This is a genomic window from Pseudomonas sp. GL_139_B (assembly GCF_057834475.1).
The window spans coordinates 2,596,487-2,614,845 of sequence record NZ_CM174403.1; the positions used below are offsets into that span (position 1 = coordinate 2,596,487).

Sequence of the window (18,359 nt, forward strand, 5' to 3'; positions counted from 1 at the left end):
TGTATTAGCTCTCGCCGTCAAAGGCTCGTTGCAAGGCTGCGATGTCGAGCTTTTTCATCTGCATCATGGCTTGCATGGCGCGCTGGGACTTGGTCGTGTTCGGGTCTTTCAACATCTCCATGAACGGGATCGGGACGATTTGCCATGACAGCCCGTATTTGTCCTTGAGCCAGCCACACTGCTGGGCCTGCGGCTCGCCACCGGCGGACAGCGTGCCCCAGTAATGATCGATTTCTTCCTGTGTCTGGCAGTTGACCTGAAAGGAAACCGCTTCATTGAACTTGAAATGGGGGCCGCCATTGAGGCCTGTAAAAGGTTGCCCGTCCAGCTCAAAGCTGACCGTCAGCACCAGGCCTTCAGGCATGCCGTGAACCTCTTGGCCAGCCTTGCCGTAATGAGTGGTGCCGGTGATTTTTGAATGATCGAAGATCGAACAGTAATACTTCGCCGCCTCTTCGGCCTGAGTGTCGAACCAGAGGCAGGGTGTCAGTTTTTGCACGCGTTGCATGGTGTTGCTCCTCTACGGGTTACTCATGCTGGACTATCAGCGTAGACAGCCTGTGGTCAATCAGTTGGACCGTAGATCGATAATTTGATAAAAAAACAAGTCAAAATGACTAGGAAAAAGGTCATATAGACTCCTTACGGTGTGGTCGATATGACTCCATGATTCTCAAGATATTGATTGAAAAGGGTTAAATACCTGGCACGAGACTTGATACTCAAAACGTACAACTGACCCGCTTCAGGAGTACGGCAAAATGTTCGATTTTTTCGATAACCCTCTGACCGTTCTGCACCTGTCGAGCAAAGTGCTCGGCGCTGGCCTGGCCATGCTGTTGGCCGGTATCTATGGTGCCTACCTGTATGACGGTCATTTGCCGATCGTAGTGTTGGTGTCGATGCATGCCATGACCATCATCGGGCCGACCCTCATCAAGATTGGCTACGTCATGCGCTTGTTGTCCCAGAATCGGTTGGGTAAAGGCCTGAGCCATGCGGTGGCTTGAGATGCGAAAATTCGCCGCTGCACCCGTGTTCAGCCTCGGATTTCGACCGTTCTTTTTCGCCGGCGCCGTGTTTGCGGCAGTCGCTGTGGCGATCTGGGCGCTTTGGCTGTATGGCCGCTTGCCCGGTGCGCAACCGATGGGCGGCATGTTGAGCTGGCATCGGCACGAGATGCCGTTCGGGTTTGCCACGGCCATCATCGCCGGGTTTCTGTTGACGGCGGTCCCGAACTGGACCGGGCGTCCCGGCTTGAGCGGCTGGCCTTTGATCGGGCTGGTGCTGGTGTGGTTGCTGGCGCGATTGGCGTGGTCGCTGCCCATTCCTGCGCCCCTGTTGATTGCTCTGCAGACACCTTTTCTGCCGTTGTTGGCCTGGGTGTTGGGGCGGGATCTGGTGGCGGCCGGCAAGCGTGAGAACTATCCGATTTTGGGGGTGGTGGTCCTGATGGCCGGCTGCCAGGCGCTGACGCTGTGGGGGATTGCTACCGCTGACGACGTTCTGCAGCGCCGCGGTGTGCTGGCGGCCCTGTGGTTGGTGGCAGCGCTGATGACAGTGATTGGCGGGCGGGTCATTCCTTTTTTCATTCAGCGCGGCTTGAACCGTCCTGCCACGCCTGCAGCCCATCCGCTGCCCACTAAAATTCTGCTGGTGAGTTCGTTGCTGGCGGCGGTGTCTTTCGCCAGTGGTTTCAACGACGTCCCGAGGTTGTGGTTGGCAGCGTTGTTTCTGCTGATGGGGGCTTTGCATCTGCTGCGTTTGTGGCGCTGGCATGATCGAGGCATTTGGCGGGTGCCGCTGCTGTGGTCGCTGTACCTGGCGTATGCCTGGCTGCTGATGGCCGCGCTGGCGATGGCGCTGTGGCATGCGGGGCTGATGCCACAACAAAGTCTTGCCACCCATGCGCTGGCCGTAGGCGGCATCGGCGGATTGATCCTGGCGATGATTGCCCGCGTCAGCCTCGGCCACACCGGGCGCCTGTTGCAGCCGTCGAAAACCGTGGTGCTGGGGTTTGCCTTGCTGATTGTCGCGGGCGTGTGCCGGGTGTTGCTGGTGCCGTTTTCCGGAGCCGGGCTGGGACTCTCGGCGCTGCTGTGGTGCGCGGCGTTTGGGCTGTTCCTGACGCGCTACACGGCGATCCTGTTCACACCAAGGGTCTAGCGGCCGGCCACCCATTGAGGTGGCCTTTGTGTGACCGGTGGTCGATGAACCGGTCTCGCCCGGCATTTTGCGCTTAGCTGAAGGGAGAACCCCAAGGCGTGCACAGGCAGTTGATTGTCACAGCGACGCCCTTCAGAACACCGTGAGTCTGAGGACAATCACAATGCTGACCCTCAACATCAATGGCAAGGATCAGGAACTCGATGTCCCGGCGGACATGCCGCTGCTCTGGGTGCTGCGCGATGTTGCGCACCTCACTGGCACCAAATTCGGTTGTGGAATGGCCCAGTGCGGCGCCTGCACCGTACACGTCGACGGCGCGCCGTTGCGTTCCTGCATCACACCCGCTACCGCCGTGTCCCACGGACAGAAAGTCGTCACCATCGAAGGCCTGTCCACCGACGGCTCGCACCCGGTGCAACAAGCCTGGGCGGAACTCGATGTGGTGCAGTGCGGTTACTGCCAGTCCGGGCAAATCATGTCTGCCGCCGCCTTGCTGGCGAAGATTCCCCAACCCACCGACAGCGACATCGATCAGGCGCTCTCCGGCAACATCTGCCGCTGCGGCACCTACCCAAGGATTCGCGCGGCGGTCAAACGTGCCGCCGAGATGGGTTGACGTTGAGGGGGCTGAAACCATGAACAGCATCAACCCGTTGTCGCGCCGTGGTTTTCTCAAGGGCAGCGCTTTGTTGGGCGGCGGTCTGGTGGTCGCATTTGTCATTCCCGGTGCCCATCGCTTTGCCTTGGGCGCGGAGAATCAAGGCAATATTTTCGCTCCCAATGCCTTCCTGCGGATTGGCAACGACAACAGCGTTACCGTGCTGCTCGGCCATTCGGAAATGGGCCAGGGCATCTGGACCGGCCTGACCATGTTGATCGCCGAAGAACTGGACGCTGACTGGTCGAAAATCCGCGTCGAACACTCACCGGCCTCGGCCGCTGAGTACGGGATGGCCGGTTTTGGCGGCATGCAGATCACCGGGGGCTCGACCTCGACCTGGATGGAGTTCGACCGCTACCGCCAGGCCGGGGCGGCAGCGCGCCTGATGTTGATCGAAGCGGCAGCCAAGCGGTTTGATGTGGCACCTTCGCAGATCCGCACCGAATCAGGCGTGGTCATCGCGGGCGACCAGCGTGCAACTTATGGCGAGCTGGCGGATGACGCCGGCCAGTTGCCAGTGCCGGATCCTGCCTCGATCAAGCTCAAGGAGGCCAAGGACTGGACGATCATCGGCAAACCCACCAAGCGCCTGGACACGCCGCAGAAAATTACCGGCCAGGCCAAGTTCGGCATGGACGTACAGTTCGACGGTTTGATGACCGCCATGGTTGCCCGGCCGCCGGTGTTCGGCGGCAGCGTCAAATCCTTCGAAGGTGCCGCAGCGCTGGCGGTGCCGGGCGTGCATAAAGTGGTGCAGGTGCCCACGGGCATCGCGGTAATTGCCGATCATTACTGGGCGGCGAAGCTGGGGCGTGATGCGCTGGAAATCGATTGGGATCTTGGGCCGAACACTGGCCTGGACAGCCAGAAGCTGCTGGAGAGTTTCCGCAAACTCGCCGCCACACCAGGTATTTCGGCCAGCAAGGCGGGTGATGCAACTGTCGCACTGGGCAAGGCGGCGAAGAAGATCGACGTCGAATACAGCGTGCCGTACCTGGCTCATGCGCCAATGGAACCGCTCAATTGCACGGTGAAAATCAGTCAGGACAAATGCGAGATTTGGACCGGCACTCAGTTTCAAACGCTGGATCAAATGATCGCGGGCAAGATCACCGGGCTCAAACCCGAACAAGTCGAAATCCACACCGAATTCCTGGGCGGCGGTTTTGGTCGTCGGGCCAATCCGACTTCCGATTTTGTCGCTGAAGCGGTGCAGGTCGCCAAGGCGGCGGGCGCGCCGGTGAAAACCGTGTGGTCCCGTGAGGATGACATTCGCGGCGGTTATTACCGTTCGATGTTCCTGCATCAGGCGAACATCGGGCTGGATGCCGACGGTTTGCCGGTGGCCTGGAAGCATGTGCTGGTCGGTCAGTCGATCATGGACGGCACAGCGTTTGCGGCGACCATGGTCAAGGATGGCGTCGACAAGACTTCGGTCGAAGGCGTCGCCGATAGCCCTTACCTCGAAGACCTGGCCAATCACCAGGTGGAGCTGCACTCACCGAAAACCGGCATCGCCGTGTTGTGGTTGCGCTCGGTCGGCCACACTCACACGGCGTTCGTCATGGAGTCGTTGATCGATGAAATGGCCGAGGCGGCCGGCAAGGATCCGGTGGAATACCGACGAACCTTGCTCAACAACCACCCGCGCCACTTGGGCGTGCTCAATCTGGCGGTCGAGAAAGCCAACTGGGGCGCACCGTTGCCTGACGGTCATGCATTGGGTGTGGCGGTACACGAGTCGTTCGGCAGCTATGTGGCGCAGGTCGCCGAAGTGTCCCAGGACAATCTGAAAATCCGCGTGCACCGGGTGGTGTGCGCCGTGGACTGCGGCATTGCGGTCAACCCGCAGAGCATCGCCGCGCAGATGGAGTCGTGCATCACCTTCGGCCTCAGCTTCGCTTTGCACAGCAAGTTGACCTTAAGGGGCGGGCAGGTGGTGCAGTCCAATTTCCACGATTATCAAGTGCTGCGGTTGAACGAAATGCCGCAGGTCGAGGTGCATATCCTGCCGAGCAGCGACAAGCCCGGAGGCATCGGCGAGACCGGTGTTCCGCCTGTTGCGCCGGCGGTCGCCAACGCGGTGTTCGCCTTGACCGGGCAGCGCCTGCGCGAGCTGCCGCTGCAATTGTCGGGGGTGTGAGATGAAACGACATCTGATGTTGGGCGCGGTGCTGTTGGTCGGCCTGGTGGGCTACGCCGAGGACCTGTTTGCGGACGACAAGGAAGCAATAAAGGCCTTCGAGACGGTACAGAAGGTCTTTCAAAGTCCACGTTGCCAGAACTGTCATATTCCGGGCGATTCGCCGCTGCAATTCGACGCCGGGACTCCCCACGCAATGAACGTGGTACGCGGGATAGACGGGAAAGGTGCGGCCGGGTTGCCGTGCGCGACGTGTCACGCCGAGTCCAATCCGCCTGCCAGTTACGGGCCACATGCGCCGCCGGGGGCACCGCACTGGAGCTTGCCGCCGGCGTCGCACAAAATGGCCTGGATCGGTCTGCCAGCCGACAAGTTGTGCGCGATGATCAAAGACCGCGCCAGCAATGGCGACCGTGATTTCGCTGCACTGATCAAGCATGTCAGCGACGACAAGTTGGTGCTGTGGGGCTGGAACCCCGGCGAGGGCAGGGCGCCGGTGCCGGTGCCTCACAACGTCTTCGTCACGCAGTTCAAGCTGTGGGCGCAGGCGGGAGGGCCTTGTCCGCTGGTGGGCAGTTGACCGGCGGTCCATTAACACGGAGTCAATGCGGGTATGACCGACTCTAAAGACCATACCCGCGAATGGAGTGCGCCATGCTAATCCCAGGCAAACCGGTCAAACCAGGTGCTGGTGCCGTTCCTTTGCGTTCCCCGCAAGAAGAACGCGAATGGCTGCGTGACTTGGCGCGCAAGGCCGAGCAAGAGCTGTCGGGCGTACAGATGGCGAGCATGGACGAGTTAACCTTGCTCCCCAACCGCCACGGGTTCACCACGCTGGCCGAACAAGGCCTGGACGCCTGTCAGCGGCTGGAGAAACCGGCCACGTTGTTGCTGTTCAACCTTGATGACTTCAAGCGCACTCACTACCTGTATGGTCGGGCCGCGAGTGACAAAGCGCTGAAAGTCTTTGCTGACGTGCTGCGCATCGCCTTCCGCGAAAACGATGTCATCGGTCGACTGGGCAGCGATAAATTCGTCGCGTTGCTCACGGGTTCAGGCACGGTCGAATTCCCCGCAATCAAGGCCCGGCTCGAAGAAATACTCACCGAGCGCAATGCCGCGGCCCATCGTGCCAACGACTTGCGTTTCAGTCTCGGCCAAATCGAATACGACCCCCTGCTTCACGGCTCAATCGAAGGGCTGTTGGCCGAGGCGGACGCCTTCACTTGGCAAACAATTGACTGATGTCCTTGAAGGCCTTGAACTCCAGTGCATTGCCGCAAGGGTCGAAGAGGAACATCGTCGCTTGCTCGCCTACCAACCCCTGAAAGCGAATGCCCGGTTCGATCACGAACGACGTGCCCAGGGCGGTCAGGCGCTGCGCCAGTGCCTCCCACTCACTCATGCTCAAGACCACGCCGAAATGCGGAACAGGCACGTTATGGCCGTCCACGGCATTGGTGTGCGCCGCTTCCTGCGAGGCATTTTTCGGCGCCAGGTGAATCACCAGTTGATGGCCGAAAAAATTGAAATCGACCCAGTGGTTGCTGGAGCGACCTTCTTCCAGACCGAACACCTCGCCATAAAAATTCCGTGCAGCGGTCAGGTCGTACACTGGAATTGCCAAGTGAAAAGGGGACAGGTGCATAGGGCTGATCTCGGAGTGAGGTAGGTGTGATGCTGAGTTTAACGCTGTGTTTTTTGATTGAAAGACGATAATTTTTGCGTCGAACTCAAATTATTTCGATCCATGGAGGGCGTCATGCTGCGGGAATTGAAAACGTTCATTGCCGTCACGCGTTACGGCACCTTTGCTGCAGCCGGCATGCACATTGGCCTCACGCAGTCGGCGGTCAGCGCGCAGATGCGCAATCTGGAACAGGCGCTGGGCATCCGATTGTTTGATCGCACCGGGCGGCAGGCGATTCTCAATGCGGCGGGGCAACGGGCGTTGCCGATGGCCAAAGAGATGCTGGATACCTTTAGCCGCATGGCGATCAGTGATGACGTCAGTGAATACAGAGGTGAATTGAAAATTGGCGCGGTGGCCACGGCCCAGACTGGGTTGCTGCCCCAGGCGTTGTTGCGGTTGAGGCAGCAGGCGCCGTTGCTGGAGCCGAAACTGGTGCCGGGTGTGTCGCTGAATCTGTTGAGTCAGGTGGACACCGGTGAGGTGGACCTGGCCATTTTGATCAAGCCGCCGTTTGAACTGCCCAAGGAATTGTCGGCGCAGGTGATTCGCCGGGAACCGTTCGTGCTGATCGTGCCTGCTGCGCTTGAAAGTGATGATCCGTTACAGATCCTCGCCACTCATCCACACGTGCGCTATGACCGCAACTCGTTCGGTGGCCGTCTGGTGACGCGGTTTTTGCGTGAACAGCAGATTGACGTGCAGGTGGCGCTGGAGCTGGACGAGCTGGAAGCCATTGTGAAAATGGTTGAATGCGGTTTGGGCGTGTCGCTGCTGCCCGAAGCGGGCTTGTGGCTGGAGTATGGGGCGAAGGTCAGGATCATCCCGCTGGGCGAGCTGACGTTTTACCGAGAGATTGTGCTGTTGCAGCGCTATAGCCAGCGTACACAGCCGATCCAGCAGCTGTTCGCCCAGTGCCTAACATAAATTGGACTACACCTGCTCCCACAAGGGATGGCATCAGCCCTGAAATTGCAGGCATAAAAAACCCGCCAGAATCGGCGGGTTTTTTATGGTTAGCTGAAAATTACTCTTCCAGGCTACCCATCGCAGTGGTGTTGAAACCACCGTCTACGTACATGATTTCGCCGCTGATGCCGGACGCCAGGTCCGAGCACAGGAAGGCGCCGGCGTTGCCGACTTCGTCGATGGTGACGTTGCGACGCAGCGGGGTTTGCGCTTCGTTGGCGGCCAGCATCTTGCGGAAGTTCTTGATGCCGGAAGCGGCGAGGGTGCGGATCGGGCCAGCCGATACGCAGTTGACGCGGGTGCCATCCGGGCCCAAGGAGCCGGCCAGGTAACGCACGCCAGCTTCCAGCGAAGCCTTGGCCATGCCCATTACGTTGTAGTTTGGCATGGTGCGCTCGGCACCCAGGTACGACAGGGTCAGCAAGCTGCCGTTGCGGCCTTTCATCATTTCACGACCGGCTTTGGCCAGGGCCACGAAGCTGTAGGCGCTGATGTCGTGAGCGATGCGGAAACCTTCACGAGTGGTGGCTTCGGTGAAGTCGCCGTCCAGTTGGTCGCCCGGGGCGAAGCCGACGGAGTGCACGATGCAATCCAGGCCGTCCCACTTCTTGCCCAGCTCAACGAAGACCTTGGCGATTTCTTCATCGCTGGCTACGTCGCACGGGAAGCACAGTTCAGGGCTCGAACCCCAGCTCTGTGCGAACTCTTCGACACGACCCTTGAGTTTGTCGTTCTGATAAGTGAAGGCAAGCTCAGCGCCCTCGCGATGCATGGCGGCAGCGATGCCGGATGCGATGGACAGCTTGCTGGCGACACCGACGATCAGTACGCGCTTACCGGCGAGAAAACCCATGTGTTGCTCCTCTCTTTCAGGTTATTACGCAGTGGCTGGTGCCAGGAAAGCGGCTTCCAGCAACTGCTGTGTATACGGATGTTGGGGGGCGGCAAAGATACTTTGCGCGTCTCCCTGTTCGACCACTTGGCCATGCTTGACCACCATCAGCTGGTGGCTCAGCGCTTTGACGACAGCCAGGTCATGGCTGATAAACAAATACGTCAGGTTGTACTTGGTTTGCAGTGAACGCAGCAGCTCCACCACTTGGCGTTGTACGGTGCGGTCGAGGGCCGAAGTCGGCTCGTCCAGCAAAATCAACGCCGGTTTTAGCACTAATGCCCGGGCAATGGCGATTCTTTGCCGTTGCCCTCCGGAAAATTCGTGGGGGTAGCGGTTCCGGGTTTCCGGGTCCAGACCTACCTCCTTGAGTGCCGCAATAATCGCCTGTTCCTGTTCCGCTTCGGTGCCCATCTTGTGGATCCGCAGGCCTTCGCCAACGATCTGACTCACGCTCATCCGCGGGCTCAGGCTACCAAACGGGTCCTGAAACACCACCTGCATCTCCCGCCGCAGCGGCCGCACCTCATTCTGCGTCAGGCAGTCTAGCTGCTTGCCTTCAAAACGGATCGCGCCTTTGCTGCCGATCAGCCGCAAAATTGCCAGACCCAGCGTCGACTTGCCCGAACCGCTTTCACCCACAATCCCCAGGGTCTGCCCCTGGGGCAGGCTGAAATTGATCCCGTCCACCGCTTTGATGTGGTCGACGGTCTTTTTCAGCAGGCCTTTCTTGATCGGGAACCAGACTTTCAGGTCCTCGACTTGCAGCAATGGCGGTCCGATTACATTGGTCGCAGGCGTGCCGCTGGGCTCCGCAGCCAACAGTAACCGAGTGTACGGATGCTGCGGCGCGCGGAACAACTCTTCGCACGATGCCTGTTCGACGATGCAACCGCGCTGCATGACACATACGCGATGCGCAATTCTTCGCACAAGGTTCAAATCGTGACTGATCAACAACAGCGACATGCCCAGTCGGACCTGTAATTGCTTGAGCAATTCGAGGATTTTCAGCTGAACGGTCACGTCTAGCGCCGTGGTCGGTTCGTCGGCGATCAACAATTCTGGCTCATTGGCCAAGGCCATGGCGATCATGACCCGTTGACGCTGGCCGCCGGATAATTCGTGGGGCAGGGCTTTCAGACGTTTTTCCGGCTCGGGAATCCCGACCATCTCCAACAGTTCCAGGGTGCGCTTGGTTGCCACTTTGCCGATCAGGCCTTTGTGGATGCCCAGCACCTCGTTGATCTGCTTTTCGATGGAGTGCAGCGGGTTGAGCGACGTCATCGGCTCCTGGAAAATCATCGCAATCCGATTGCCGCGGATGTGGCGGATGGACCTCTCTCCCATGCCCAGCAGGTTTTTCCCGGCGTACTCGATGGTGCCGGATGGGTGCCGCGCGATGGGGTAGGGCAACAGTCGCAATATAGAGTGGGCAGTGACTGATTTACCGGAACCGCTTTCACCCACCAGGGCCAGGGTTTCGCCACGTTTGATGTCAAAACTCACACCTTCGACCACGCGCTGCACGCGCTCGCCAACGCCAAACTCGACGGACAGGTCGCGTACTTCGATCAGATTCTCCTGATTCATCTCACTTCCTCGGGTCGAAGGCATCGCGAGCGGACTCGCCGATAAACACCAGCAAACTCAACATGATCGCCAGCACCGCAAACGCACTGATACCAAGCCAAGGCGCTTGCAGGTTGGATTTGCCCTGGGCCACCAATTCACCCAGCGACGGCGCGCCGGGTGGCAAGCCGAAACCGAGGAAATCCAGCGCGGTCAGGGTGCCGATGACACCGGTCAGGATGAACGGCATGAACGTCATGGTCGAGACCATGGCGTTGGGCAGGATGTGGCGGAACATGATCGCACCGTTCTGCATCCCTAGCGCCCGCGCCGCGCGCACGTATTCAAGATTGCGCCCGCGCAGGAACTCGGCGCGCACCACGTCCACCAGGCTCATCCACGAAAACAGCATCATGATTCCCAGCAACCACCAAAAGTTCGGCTGCACGAAGCTGGCCAGGATGATCAGCAAGTACAGTACTGGCAAGCCGGACCAGATTTCCAGAAAACGCTGGCCGGCCAGGTCCACCCAGCCGCCATAAAAACCCTGCAAGGCCCCGGCAATCACGCCGATAATCGAGCTGAGAATGGTCAGGGTGAGGGCGAACAACACCGAAATCCGGAAGCCGTAAATCACCCGCGCCAGCACGTCGCGCCCCTGATCGTCAGTACCGAGCAGGTTATCCGCCGACGGGGGTGCCGGTGCCGGGACTTTCAGGTCGTAGTTGATGCTTTGATAGCTGTAGGGAATCGGCGCCCACAGCACCCAGGCGTCCTTGGCCTTGAGCAGTTCGCGGATGTACGGACTTTTGTAATTGGCTTCCAGCGGGAATTCGCCGCCGAAGGTGGTTTCCGGGTAGCGCTTGAGCGCCGGGAAGTACCAACTGTTGTCGTAATGCACCACCAACGGTTTGTCGTTGGCGATCAGCTCGGCGCCAAGGCTCAGGCCGAACAGCACCAGGAACAGCCACAGCGACCACCAGCCGCGCTTGTTGGCCTTGAACAGTTCGAAACGGCGTCGATTGAGCGGGGACAGGTTCATCTCAATGCTCCCGGCTTTCGAAGTCGATGCGCGGATCGACAAAGGTGTAGGTGAGGTCGCCGATCAGTTTCACCACCAGGCCCAGCAAGGTGAAGATAAACAGCGTGCCAAACACCACCGGGTAATCGCGGTTGATCGCGGCTTCAAAGCTCATCAAGCCGAGGCCGTCGAGGGAGAAAATTACTTCCACCAGCAACGAGCCGGTAAAGAAAATCCCGATGAACGCTGACGGAAACCCGGCGATCACCAACAACATGGCGTTGCGGAACACGTGGCCGTAAAGCACACGATGACGGGTCAGGCCCTTGGCCTTGGCGGTGACCACATACTGCTTGTTGATTTCATCGAGGAAGCTGTTTTTGGTCAGCAGGGTCATGGTCGCGAAGTTGCCGATCACCAGCGCTGTCACCGGCAAGGCCAGGTGCCAGAAGTAATCGAGGATCTTGCCGCCCATGCTCAACTCATCGAAATTATTCGACGTCAGCCCGCGCAATGGGAACCAGTCAAAATAACTGCCGCCGGCAAACACCACGATCAGCAGGATCGCAAACAGGAACGCCGGGATCGCGTAGCCGACGATGATCGCCGAACTGGTCCAGACGTCGAAGTGGCTGCCGTGTCGCGTGGCTTTGGCGATCCCCAGCGGGATCGACACCAGGTACATGATCAGCGTGCTCCACAACCCGAGGGAGATCGACACCGGCATCTTTTCCTTGATCAGGTCGATGACCTTGGCATCGCGAAAGAAGCTATCGCCGAAGTCCAGAGACGCATAGTTCTTCACCATGATCCACAAGCGTTCCGGTGCCGACTTGTCGAAGCCGTACATGTGCTCGATTTCCTTGACCAGCGCCGGGTCAAGGCCCTGGGCGCCGCGATAGGCGGAACCGGCGACCGACACTTCGGCACCGCCACCGGCGATGCGGCTGGTGGCGCCTTCGAAGCCTTCGAGCTTGGCAATCATCTGCTCTACCGGGCCGCCGGGAGCGGCCTGGATGATCACGAAGTTGATCAGCAAAATGCCGAACAAGGTCGGAATGATCAGCAGCAGTCGCCGAAAAATATACGCCAGCATCTGATTACTCCGTGGCTGCAGGGGAGGCTTGCAGTATGGTTTCGACTTCTATCGCCGGCGTGGCATCAGGCTTGATCCACCACGTATTGATGCCGATGTCGTACATGGGGGAAATTTTCGGATGGCCAATGTGGTTCCAGTACGCCACGCGCCATGTATTGATGTGCCAATTGGGTATCACGTAATAACCCCATTGCAGCACGCGGTCCAGTGCACGGGCATGCGCCACCAGACTTTTGCGTGAATCGGCGTTGATCAGCTGCTCGACCAGTTGGTCCACCACCGGGTCTTTCAGGCCCATGGAATTGCGGCTGCCGGGTTTGTCGGCGGCGGCCGACATCCAGAATTCGCGCTGTTCGTTGCCTGGAGAACTGGACTGCGGGAAGCTGCCGACAATCATGTCGAAGTCCCGTGAGCGAACGCGGTTGACGTACTGCGAGACGTCGACGCGGCGGATCACCAGTTCGATCCCCAGATCGCTGAGGTTGCGTTTGAACGGCAGCAGCACGCGCTCGAATTCGGTCTGGGCCAGCAGGAATTCGATTTTCACCGGTTTGCCGGTGGCATCGACCATTTTGTCATCGACAATCCGCCAGCCAGCTTCTTGCAGCAGGTGATAGGCCTGGCGCTGGTGGTCGCGAATCATGCCGCTGGCGTCGGTCGCCGGGTTCTGGAACGCCTCGCTGAACACCTGCTCAGGGATCTTGCCGCGAAACGGATCAAGAATTGCCAGTTGATCGGCATCCGGCAGGCCGGTGGCGGCCATTTCCGAGTTCTCGAAATAGCTGCGAGTGCGCGCGTAGGCGCTGTTGAACAATTGCTTGTTGGTCCATTCAAAGTCCAGCAGCAACGCCAGGGCCTGACGCACGCGCACGTCCTGGAACAGCGGGCGACGCAGGTTGAACACAAAACCCTGCATGCCAGTGGTATTGCCGTTGGGGATCTGCTCCTTGATCAACCGGCCTTCGGTAACGGCTGGGACGTTGTAGGCATTGGCCCAGTTCTTCGCGGTCATCTCCAGCCAGTAATCGAACTGCCCGGCCTTGAACGCTTCGAGCGCCACGGTGTTGTCGCGGTAGTAATCGGTGGTCATCACATCGAAGTTGTAGAACCCACGATTGACCGGCAAGTCCTTGCCCCAGTAATCCTTGACCCGCTCATAGCGAATCGAACGCCCGGCCTTCACTTGACTGACTTTGTATGGGCCACTGCCCAGCGGCATCTCCAGGTTGCCTTTGTTGAAATCGCGGTTGACCCACCAATGCTTGGGCAACACCGGCAACTGGCCAAGGATCAGCGGCAACTCACGGTTGTTGGAGTGCTTGAACTTGAACAGTACAGTCAGCGGGTTTTCGGCGACCGCCTCCTCAACGTCGTTGTAGTAACCGCGATAGAGCGGCGCACCGTCCTTGGTCAGCGTCTGGAAGCTGAACACCACGTCTTCGGCGCGGATCGGATGGCCATCGTGGAAACGCGCTTCAGGGCGCAGGTAGAAACGTACCCAACTGTTGTCCGGGGCTTTCTCGATCTTGCCGGCCACCAGGCCATACTCGGTGAACGGTTCGTCCAGCCCTTGTTTGGCGAGGGTGTCGTAGATCATGCCGATGTCGTCGGCCGGAACGCCCTTGCTGATAAACGGATTGAGGCTGTCGAAACCACCGAAACCGGCCTGACGAAAGACTCCACCCTTGGGCGCCTCGGGGTTCACATAGTCGAAATGTTTAAAGTCCGCCGGGTATTTTGGCGGTTCGTTGTAGAGGGTCAGAGCGTGTTGCGGGGCGGCACAGGCCAGCCCGGCGAACAGCAGACCGCTGGCCTGCAACAGCAGGGCGCGTACGGGTTTCATCGATCTTTCTCCGAAGACTTCAGCCACCACGCGCTCACGCCCAGGGTGTAGGGCGGCGTGGTCACAAAGGCGAACCGGTTACGGTAGGCCAGGCGGTGATAATTGAGGTACCAGTTGGGAATACTGTAGTGCTGCCACAGCAGCACACGGTCGAGGGCTTTGCCGGCAGAGACTTGTTCGTCACGGGTCTGGGCAGCGAGCAGTTGTTCGAGCAAATGGTCAACCACCGGGTTGGCGATACCGGCGTAGTTTTTACTGCCCTTGATCCCGACCTGGCTGGAATGAAAATACTGCCACTGCTCCAGACCGGGGCTGAGGGTCTGGTTGAGGGTCATCAAAATCATGTCGTAGTCGAACTGATCGAGGCGCTGTTTGTACTGGGCGCGGTCGACGGTGCGCAGTCGCGCGTCGATCCCAATGCTGGCGAGGTTCTCGACGTAAGGCTGGAGGATGCGTTCAAGGTTCGGGTTGACCAGTAGAATTTCGAATCGCAGCGGTTGGCCGACAGCATTCTGCACACGCTGGCCATTGAGCTTCCAGCCAGCCTCGGCGAGCAGCCCAAGGGCCTTTCGCAGAGTTTCCCGGGGAATGCCGCGGCCGTCGGTTTGCGGCAGGCTGAACGGCTCGGTAAAGAGTTTGGCTGGCAACTGTTCGCGATATGGCTTGAGCATCAGCCATTCATGACCGACCGGCAGGCCGCTGGCAGAGAATTCGCTGTTGGGGTAGTAACTCATGGCGCGCTTGTAGGCACCGCTGAACAGCGTGCGGTTGGTCCACTCGAAGTCGAACATCAGTCCCAGGGCTTCGCGGACTTTGGTCTCGGCGAAGGTCGGGCGCCGGGTGTTCATGAACAGGCCCTGGCTTTGGGTCGGAATTTGATGCGGGATCTGCGCTTTGATCACGTCGCCGCGTCGTACCGCCGGGAAGTTGTAGCCGTTGTCCCAGTTCTTGGCTTGATGTTCGATGTAAACGTCGAACTCGCCGGCCTTGAACGCCTCGAAAGCGACATCGCTGTCACGGTAGAACTCGACCTCCATGCGATCGAAGTTGTACTTGCCGCGATTGACCGGTAGGTCCTTGCCCCAGTAGTCCTTGACCCGCTCAAAAACAATCTGGCGCCCTGGCGTCACTGAGGTGATGCGATACGGCCCGCTGCCCAAGGGTGGCTCGAAAGTGGTTGCCTTGAAATCGCGGTCTTTCCAATACCGCGCAGACATGACCGGCAATTCGCCCAGGCGCAGGATCAACAACGGGTTGCCGGTGCGCTTGAAGACGAATCGAACGCGATGCGGGTTGAGAATATCGACCCGCGCTACTTCCTGAAGATTGGTGCGGTACTGCGGATGCCCTTCCTTGAGCAACAGACGGTAGGAGAACGCGACGTCCTTCGCAGTAATCGGCGAACCATCGTGGAATCGCGCTTCGGGGCGCAGGTTGAACACCACCCAACTGCGGTCGTCGCTGTATTCCACCGACTGGGCGATCAGGCCATAACTGGAGGCCGGCTCGTCGCCGGAGGGCGCGTACTGGCCGGTGCCGACCATCAGCGGTTCGTTCAGTTCATTGATCCCGTATTGCAGGAAATTCGGCGTCGAGACCGGGCTTGAGCCCTTGAAGGTATAAGGATTGAGTGTATCGAAGGTGCCAAACGCCATCACCCGCAAAGTACCGCCCTTGGGCGCTTGCGGGTTGACCCAGTCGAAGTGGGTAAATCGGGCCGGGTACTTGAGCGTGCCGAACTGCGCATAACCGTGGCTTTCGCTGATCGTCGCGCTTGCGGAAGAGCTCAAGGCCAGGCTGATCAGGAACAGAAGGAGGGGACGCTTCAAGTCAGAGTTCCGATCCAGGCGGCTTGGGCTTTGTGGTCCGTACAGTAACAGCTTGTATCGACAGGAAAAAGACAGGGGAGTAATGCGCTGTTAATTGAGCTTGCGCGGGCCTTGGGTAAGCTTCAGGCGAAAAAAACCCCTGACATCAGGGGCTCTTTTTAGTGTGGCGAGGAAACCGTCAGTACCTGTCCAGGCTTCAGCGCCTTGCCGACACGCGGGTTCCAGCGCTTGAGGTGCTGCATCTCGACATTGAAGCGCTTGGCGACCATGTACAACGAATCGCCTTGCTGAACCTTGTATTGGGTTTGTGGCTTCTTTTTCTCGGCTTTGCTGTTGGCGGCCACGACCGTGTTGACGCGACCACTACCTTGCTTGGTGGTGTCGTGGATTACCAGCGTCTGACCTGTCTTGAGGTGCTTGCCCGTTAGCTTGTTCCAGCGTTGCAAGTCTTCGACGTCGACTTTATTGGCTTTGGCGATGGTACCGAGGCTATCGCCGCGTTTGACCCGGTAGCTGCGCTTGACGCTGGCGATTCGAGAATCGTCTGCGCCTTCGAAGACCGGTCTGAGTGGCTTCTTGCTGATTAACTCTTCCGGACGCATCGTCGACAGGCTGGTGGTCAACAACTGCGCCTTGGACGTTGGCACCAGCAGATGCTGGGGGCCATCGAGGGTGGTGCGCTGCTTGAGGGCCGGATTGAGCTGGAACAGTTCGTCTTCGTCAATGTTGGCTACTTCGGCAACCTTGGACAGGTCCATGCGCTGGTTGATTTCGACAACCTTGAAGTACGGTTCGTTGGCGATCGGGCTGAGGTTCACGCCGTAGGCTTCGGGTGCCAGTACCACTTGCGACAAGGCCAGCAGCTTAGGCACATAGGCCTGGGTTTCCGACGGCAGTGACAGGTTCCAGTAATCGGTCGGCAGGCCGAGCCTTTCGTTGCGCTCTATAGCCCGGCTGACCGTACCTTCGCCGGCGTTGTAGGCGGCGAGAGCGAGCATCCAGTCGCCGTTGAACATGTCGTGCAGGCGGGTCAGGTAATCCAGGGCTGCGGTAGTCGATGCTGTAATGTCGCGTCGGCCATCATAGGCACTGGTCTGGCGCAGGTTATAGTAACGGCCGGTGGAAGGGATGAATTGCCAAAGACCCACCGCGTTGGCCCGGGAATAAGCCATCGGGTTGTAGGAGCTTTCAATCACCGGCAGCAACGCCAGTTCCAGCGGCATGTTGCGTTCTTCAAGGCGTTCGATGATGTAGTGAATGTACAGGCTGCCGCGATCGCCGGCGTTTTCCAGGAAGGACGGGTTACTGGCGAACCACAGTCGCTGTTGCTCGATGCGCGGGTTGACGCCCAGGCCCTCCTGCAACTGGAAGCCCAGGCGCATGCGCTCCCAGACGTCCTGTGCCGCGAGCGGGCTAGGTTTTTCGCTGAGCCAAATGGGTTTCTGTTTGGCGCGGGCGGCGATATTCGGGGTATGTGTCGCGTCGGTCTGCGGCACATGGCTGGAACAACCCGCCAGAGTGGCGGACACAGCCACCGCTATGGCTTGAGCCAGGCGGGTCAATGCGTCTGAATTGATGACTTTACTAATAGATGACGACATTGGCTGGAAGTAAGTTCCGGGCAAAAATGTCGGTCGATTCTAGAAAGCGTACCCCCGGCGGTCAACCATTCAGTATTTTCATTGCAATATCAAGACGGCTTAGAACGTATCCTTCCAAGCCCTTAATGCAGAAAAAACCTTACTCGGTGGCCGGTTATCGGGGCCATTCCGTTCGTCCACTTTTTCTTTAACAGATGTTTCAGAGGTGCGTAAAAACGGGTTGGTGAGCTTTTCCAGGGCCAGCGTCGACGGCAAAGTCATGATCCCCGCTTCGCGTTGTTGCATCACTTTGGTCAAACGAGCGGCGATCTCCGGATTGTCAGGCTCAACTGCGGCCGCAAATTTCAGGTTGCTCAGGGTGTATTCGTGGGTGCAATACACCAGCGTGTCTTCCGGCAATGCGGCCAGGCGTGTCAACGAGGTGTGCATCTGTTCAGGCGTGCCTTCGAACAACCGTCCGCAACCGGCAGCAAACAGGGTGTCACCGCAGAACAACAGGCCGTGATGGTAATAGGCGATGTGTCCCAGGGTATGACCGGGGACGGCGAAAACATCGAAGTCCAAACCCAGTACGCTGGTACGGTCGTTGTCCTTGAGTGCCACGTCCCGTCCCGGAATGGATTCGCTGGCGGGGCCGTAGACCTTCGCGTTAGTCGCTTTTTTCAGCAGTTCGACGCCACCGACGTGGTCATGGTGGTGATGAGTGATCAAAATATCACTCAATACCCAACCCGGATGCGCCGCAAGCCAGGCCTGCACGGGGGCGGCATCACCCGGATCGACCACGGCGCAGCGCTGGGTGCGGTGGTCTTGTAACAACCAGATGTAGTTGTCGGTGAAGGCGGGCAGGGCACTGATCTGTATCATCGT

Annotated in this window: 17 protein-coding genes; 7 read left to right on the plus strand and 10 right to left on the minus strand. The window is 59.0% G+C overall.

Annotated features, from left to right (window positions below; genetic code table 11):
- Positions 1 to 4 precede the first annotated feature (4 nt).
- On the minus strand, positions 5 to 508 hold the full coding sequence (locus AC3ISI_RS12050; RefSeq protein ID WP_489337158.1) for a VOC family protein: 504 nt from the start codon (positions 506 to 508) through the stop codon (positions 5 to 7).
- Between the two features lie 253 nt (positions 509 to 761).
- On the opposite strand from AC3ISI_RS12050, the gene AC3ISI_RS12055 reads away from it, so the two are divergent.
- From AC3ISI_RS12055 to AC3ISI_RS12080, 6 genes are all read left to right on the plus strand, one after another.
- On the plus strand, positions 762 to 1,010 hold the full coding sequence (locus tag AC3ISI_RS12055; RefSeq protein WP_489337159.1) for a transmembrane sensor/regulator PpyR: 249 nt from the start codon (positions 762 to 764) through the stop codon (positions 1,008 to 1,010).
- A 1-nt stretch (position 1,011) separates the two neighbouring features.
- Positions 1,012 to 2,166 (plus strand): NnrS family protein, encoded by a 1,155-nt coding sequence (locus tag AC3ISI_RS12060; protein WP_489337160.1) that lies wholly within the window; start codon positions 1,012 to 1,014, stop codon positions 2,164 to 2,166.
- A 163-nt stretch (positions 2,167 to 2,329) separates the two neighbouring features.
- Positions 2,330 to 2,785 carry a (2Fe-2S)-binding protein gene (locus AC3ISI_RS12065; RefSeq protein WP_489337161.1) on the plus strand — a complete coding sequence of 152 codons (456 nt, stop codon included), beginning with the start codon at positions 2,330 to 2,332 and terminating at the stop codon, positions 2,783 to 2,785.
- Positions 2,786 to 2,804: 19 nt separating this feature from the next.
- Positions 2,805 to 4,973: a xanthine dehydrogenase family protein molybdopterin-binding subunit gene (locus AC3ISI_RS12070; RefSeq protein ID WP_489337162.1), complete on the plus strand. Its 2,169-nt coding sequence runs from the start codon at positions 2,805 to 2,807 to the stop codon at positions 4,971 to 4,973.
- Between the two features lies 1 nt (position 4,974).
- Positions 4,975 to 5,553: a hypothetical protein gene (locus AC3ISI_RS12075; RefSeq protein ID WP_489337163.1), complete on the plus strand. Its 579-nt coding sequence runs from the start codon at positions 4,975 to 4,977 to the stop codon at positions 5,551 to 5,553.
- Between the two features lie 74 nt (positions 5,554 to 5,627).
- Positions 5,628 to 6,218, plus strand: coding sequence for a GGDEF domain-containing protein (locus AC3ISI_RS12080; RefSeq protein ID WP_489337164.1), 591 nt, complete (start codon positions 5,628 to 5,630; stop codon positions 6,216 to 6,218).
- On the opposite strand, the gene AC3ISI_RS12085 is transcribed toward AC3ISI_RS12080, so the two are convergent.
- Positions 6,196 to 6,621: a VOC family protein gene (locus tag AC3ISI_RS12085; protein WP_489337165.1), complete on the minus strand. Its 426-nt coding sequence runs from the start codon at positions 6,619 to 6,621 to the stop codon at positions 6,196 to 6,198. The genes AC3ISI_RS12080 and AC3ISI_RS12085 overlap by 23 nt on opposite strands.
- A 114-nt stretch (positions 6,622 to 6,735) precedes the next feature.
- On the opposite strand from AC3ISI_RS12085, the gene AC3ISI_RS12090 reads away from it, so the two are divergent.
- Positions 6,736 to 7,590 (plus strand): LysR family transcriptional regulator, encoded by an 855-nt coding sequence (locus AC3ISI_RS12090; RefSeq protein WP_489337166.1) that lies wholly within the window; start codon positions 6,736 to 6,738, stop codon positions 7,588 to 7,590.
- 100 nt (positions 7,591 to 7,690) lie between these two features.
- On the opposite strand, the gene fabI is transcribed toward AC3ISI_RS12090, so the two are convergent.
- The 8 genes from fabI to gloB form a co-directional block, all read right to left on the minus strand.
- On the minus strand, positions 7,691 to 8,485 hold the full coding sequence (fabI, locus tag AC3ISI_RS12095) for an enoyl-ACP reductase FabI (RefSeq protein ID WP_452626208.1): 795 nt from the start codon (positions 8,483 to 8,485) through the stop codon (positions 7,691 to 7,693).
- Positions 8,486 to 8,509: 24 nt separating this feature from the next.
- A complete protein-coding gene (locus AC3ISI_RS12100; RefSeq protein WP_489337167.1) occupies positions 8,510 to 10,117 on the minus strand; it encodes an ABC transporter ATP-binding protein in 1,608 nt (535 codons plus the stop codon).
- A gap of 1 nt (position 10,118) precedes the next feature.
- A complete protein-coding gene (locus tag AC3ISI_RS12105; protein WP_489337168.1) occupies positions 10,119 to 11,138 on the minus strand; it encodes an ABC transporter permease in 1,020 nt (339 codons plus the stop codon).
- A 1-nt stretch (position 11,139) separates the two neighbouring features.
- Positions 11,140 to 12,213: a microcin C ABC transporter permease YejB gene (locus AC3ISI_RS12110; protein WP_007944575.1), complete on the minus strand. Its 1,074-nt coding sequence runs from the start codon at positions 12,211 to 12,213 to the stop codon at positions 11,140 to 11,142.
- A 4-nt stretch (positions 12,214 to 12,217) separates the two neighbouring features.
- Positions 12,218 to 14,059: an extracellular solute-binding protein gene (locus AC3ISI_RS12115; protein ID WP_489337169.1), complete on the minus strand. Its 1,842-nt coding sequence runs from the start codon at positions 14,057 to 14,059 to the stop codon at positions 12,218 to 12,220.
- Positions 14,056 to 15,870, minus strand: coding sequence for an extracellular solute-binding protein (locus tag AC3ISI_RS12120; protein ID WP_489337699.1), 1,815 nt, complete (start codon positions 15,868 to 15,870; stop codon positions 14,056 to 14,058). The genes AC3ISI_RS12115 and AC3ISI_RS12120 overlap by 4 nt, the downstream gene beginning before the upstream one ends.
- Positions 15,871 to 16,046: 176 nt before the next feature.
- Positions 16,047 to 17,489 (minus strand): transglycosylase SLT domain-containing protein, encoded by a 1,443-nt coding sequence (locus tag AC3ISI_RS12125; protein WP_489337170.1) that lies wholly within the window; start codon positions 17,487 to 17,489, stop codon positions 16,047 to 16,049.
- Positions 17,490 to 17,588: 99 nt separating this feature from the next.
- Positions 17,589 to 18,356 carry a hydroxyacylglutathione hydrolase gene (gloB, locus tag AC3ISI_RS12130; protein ID WP_489337171.1) on the minus strand — a complete coding sequence of 256 codons (768 nt, stop codon included), beginning with the start codon at positions 18,354 to 18,356 and terminating at the stop codon, positions 17,589 to 17,591.
- Positions 18,357 to 18,359 lie beyond the last annotated feature (3 nt).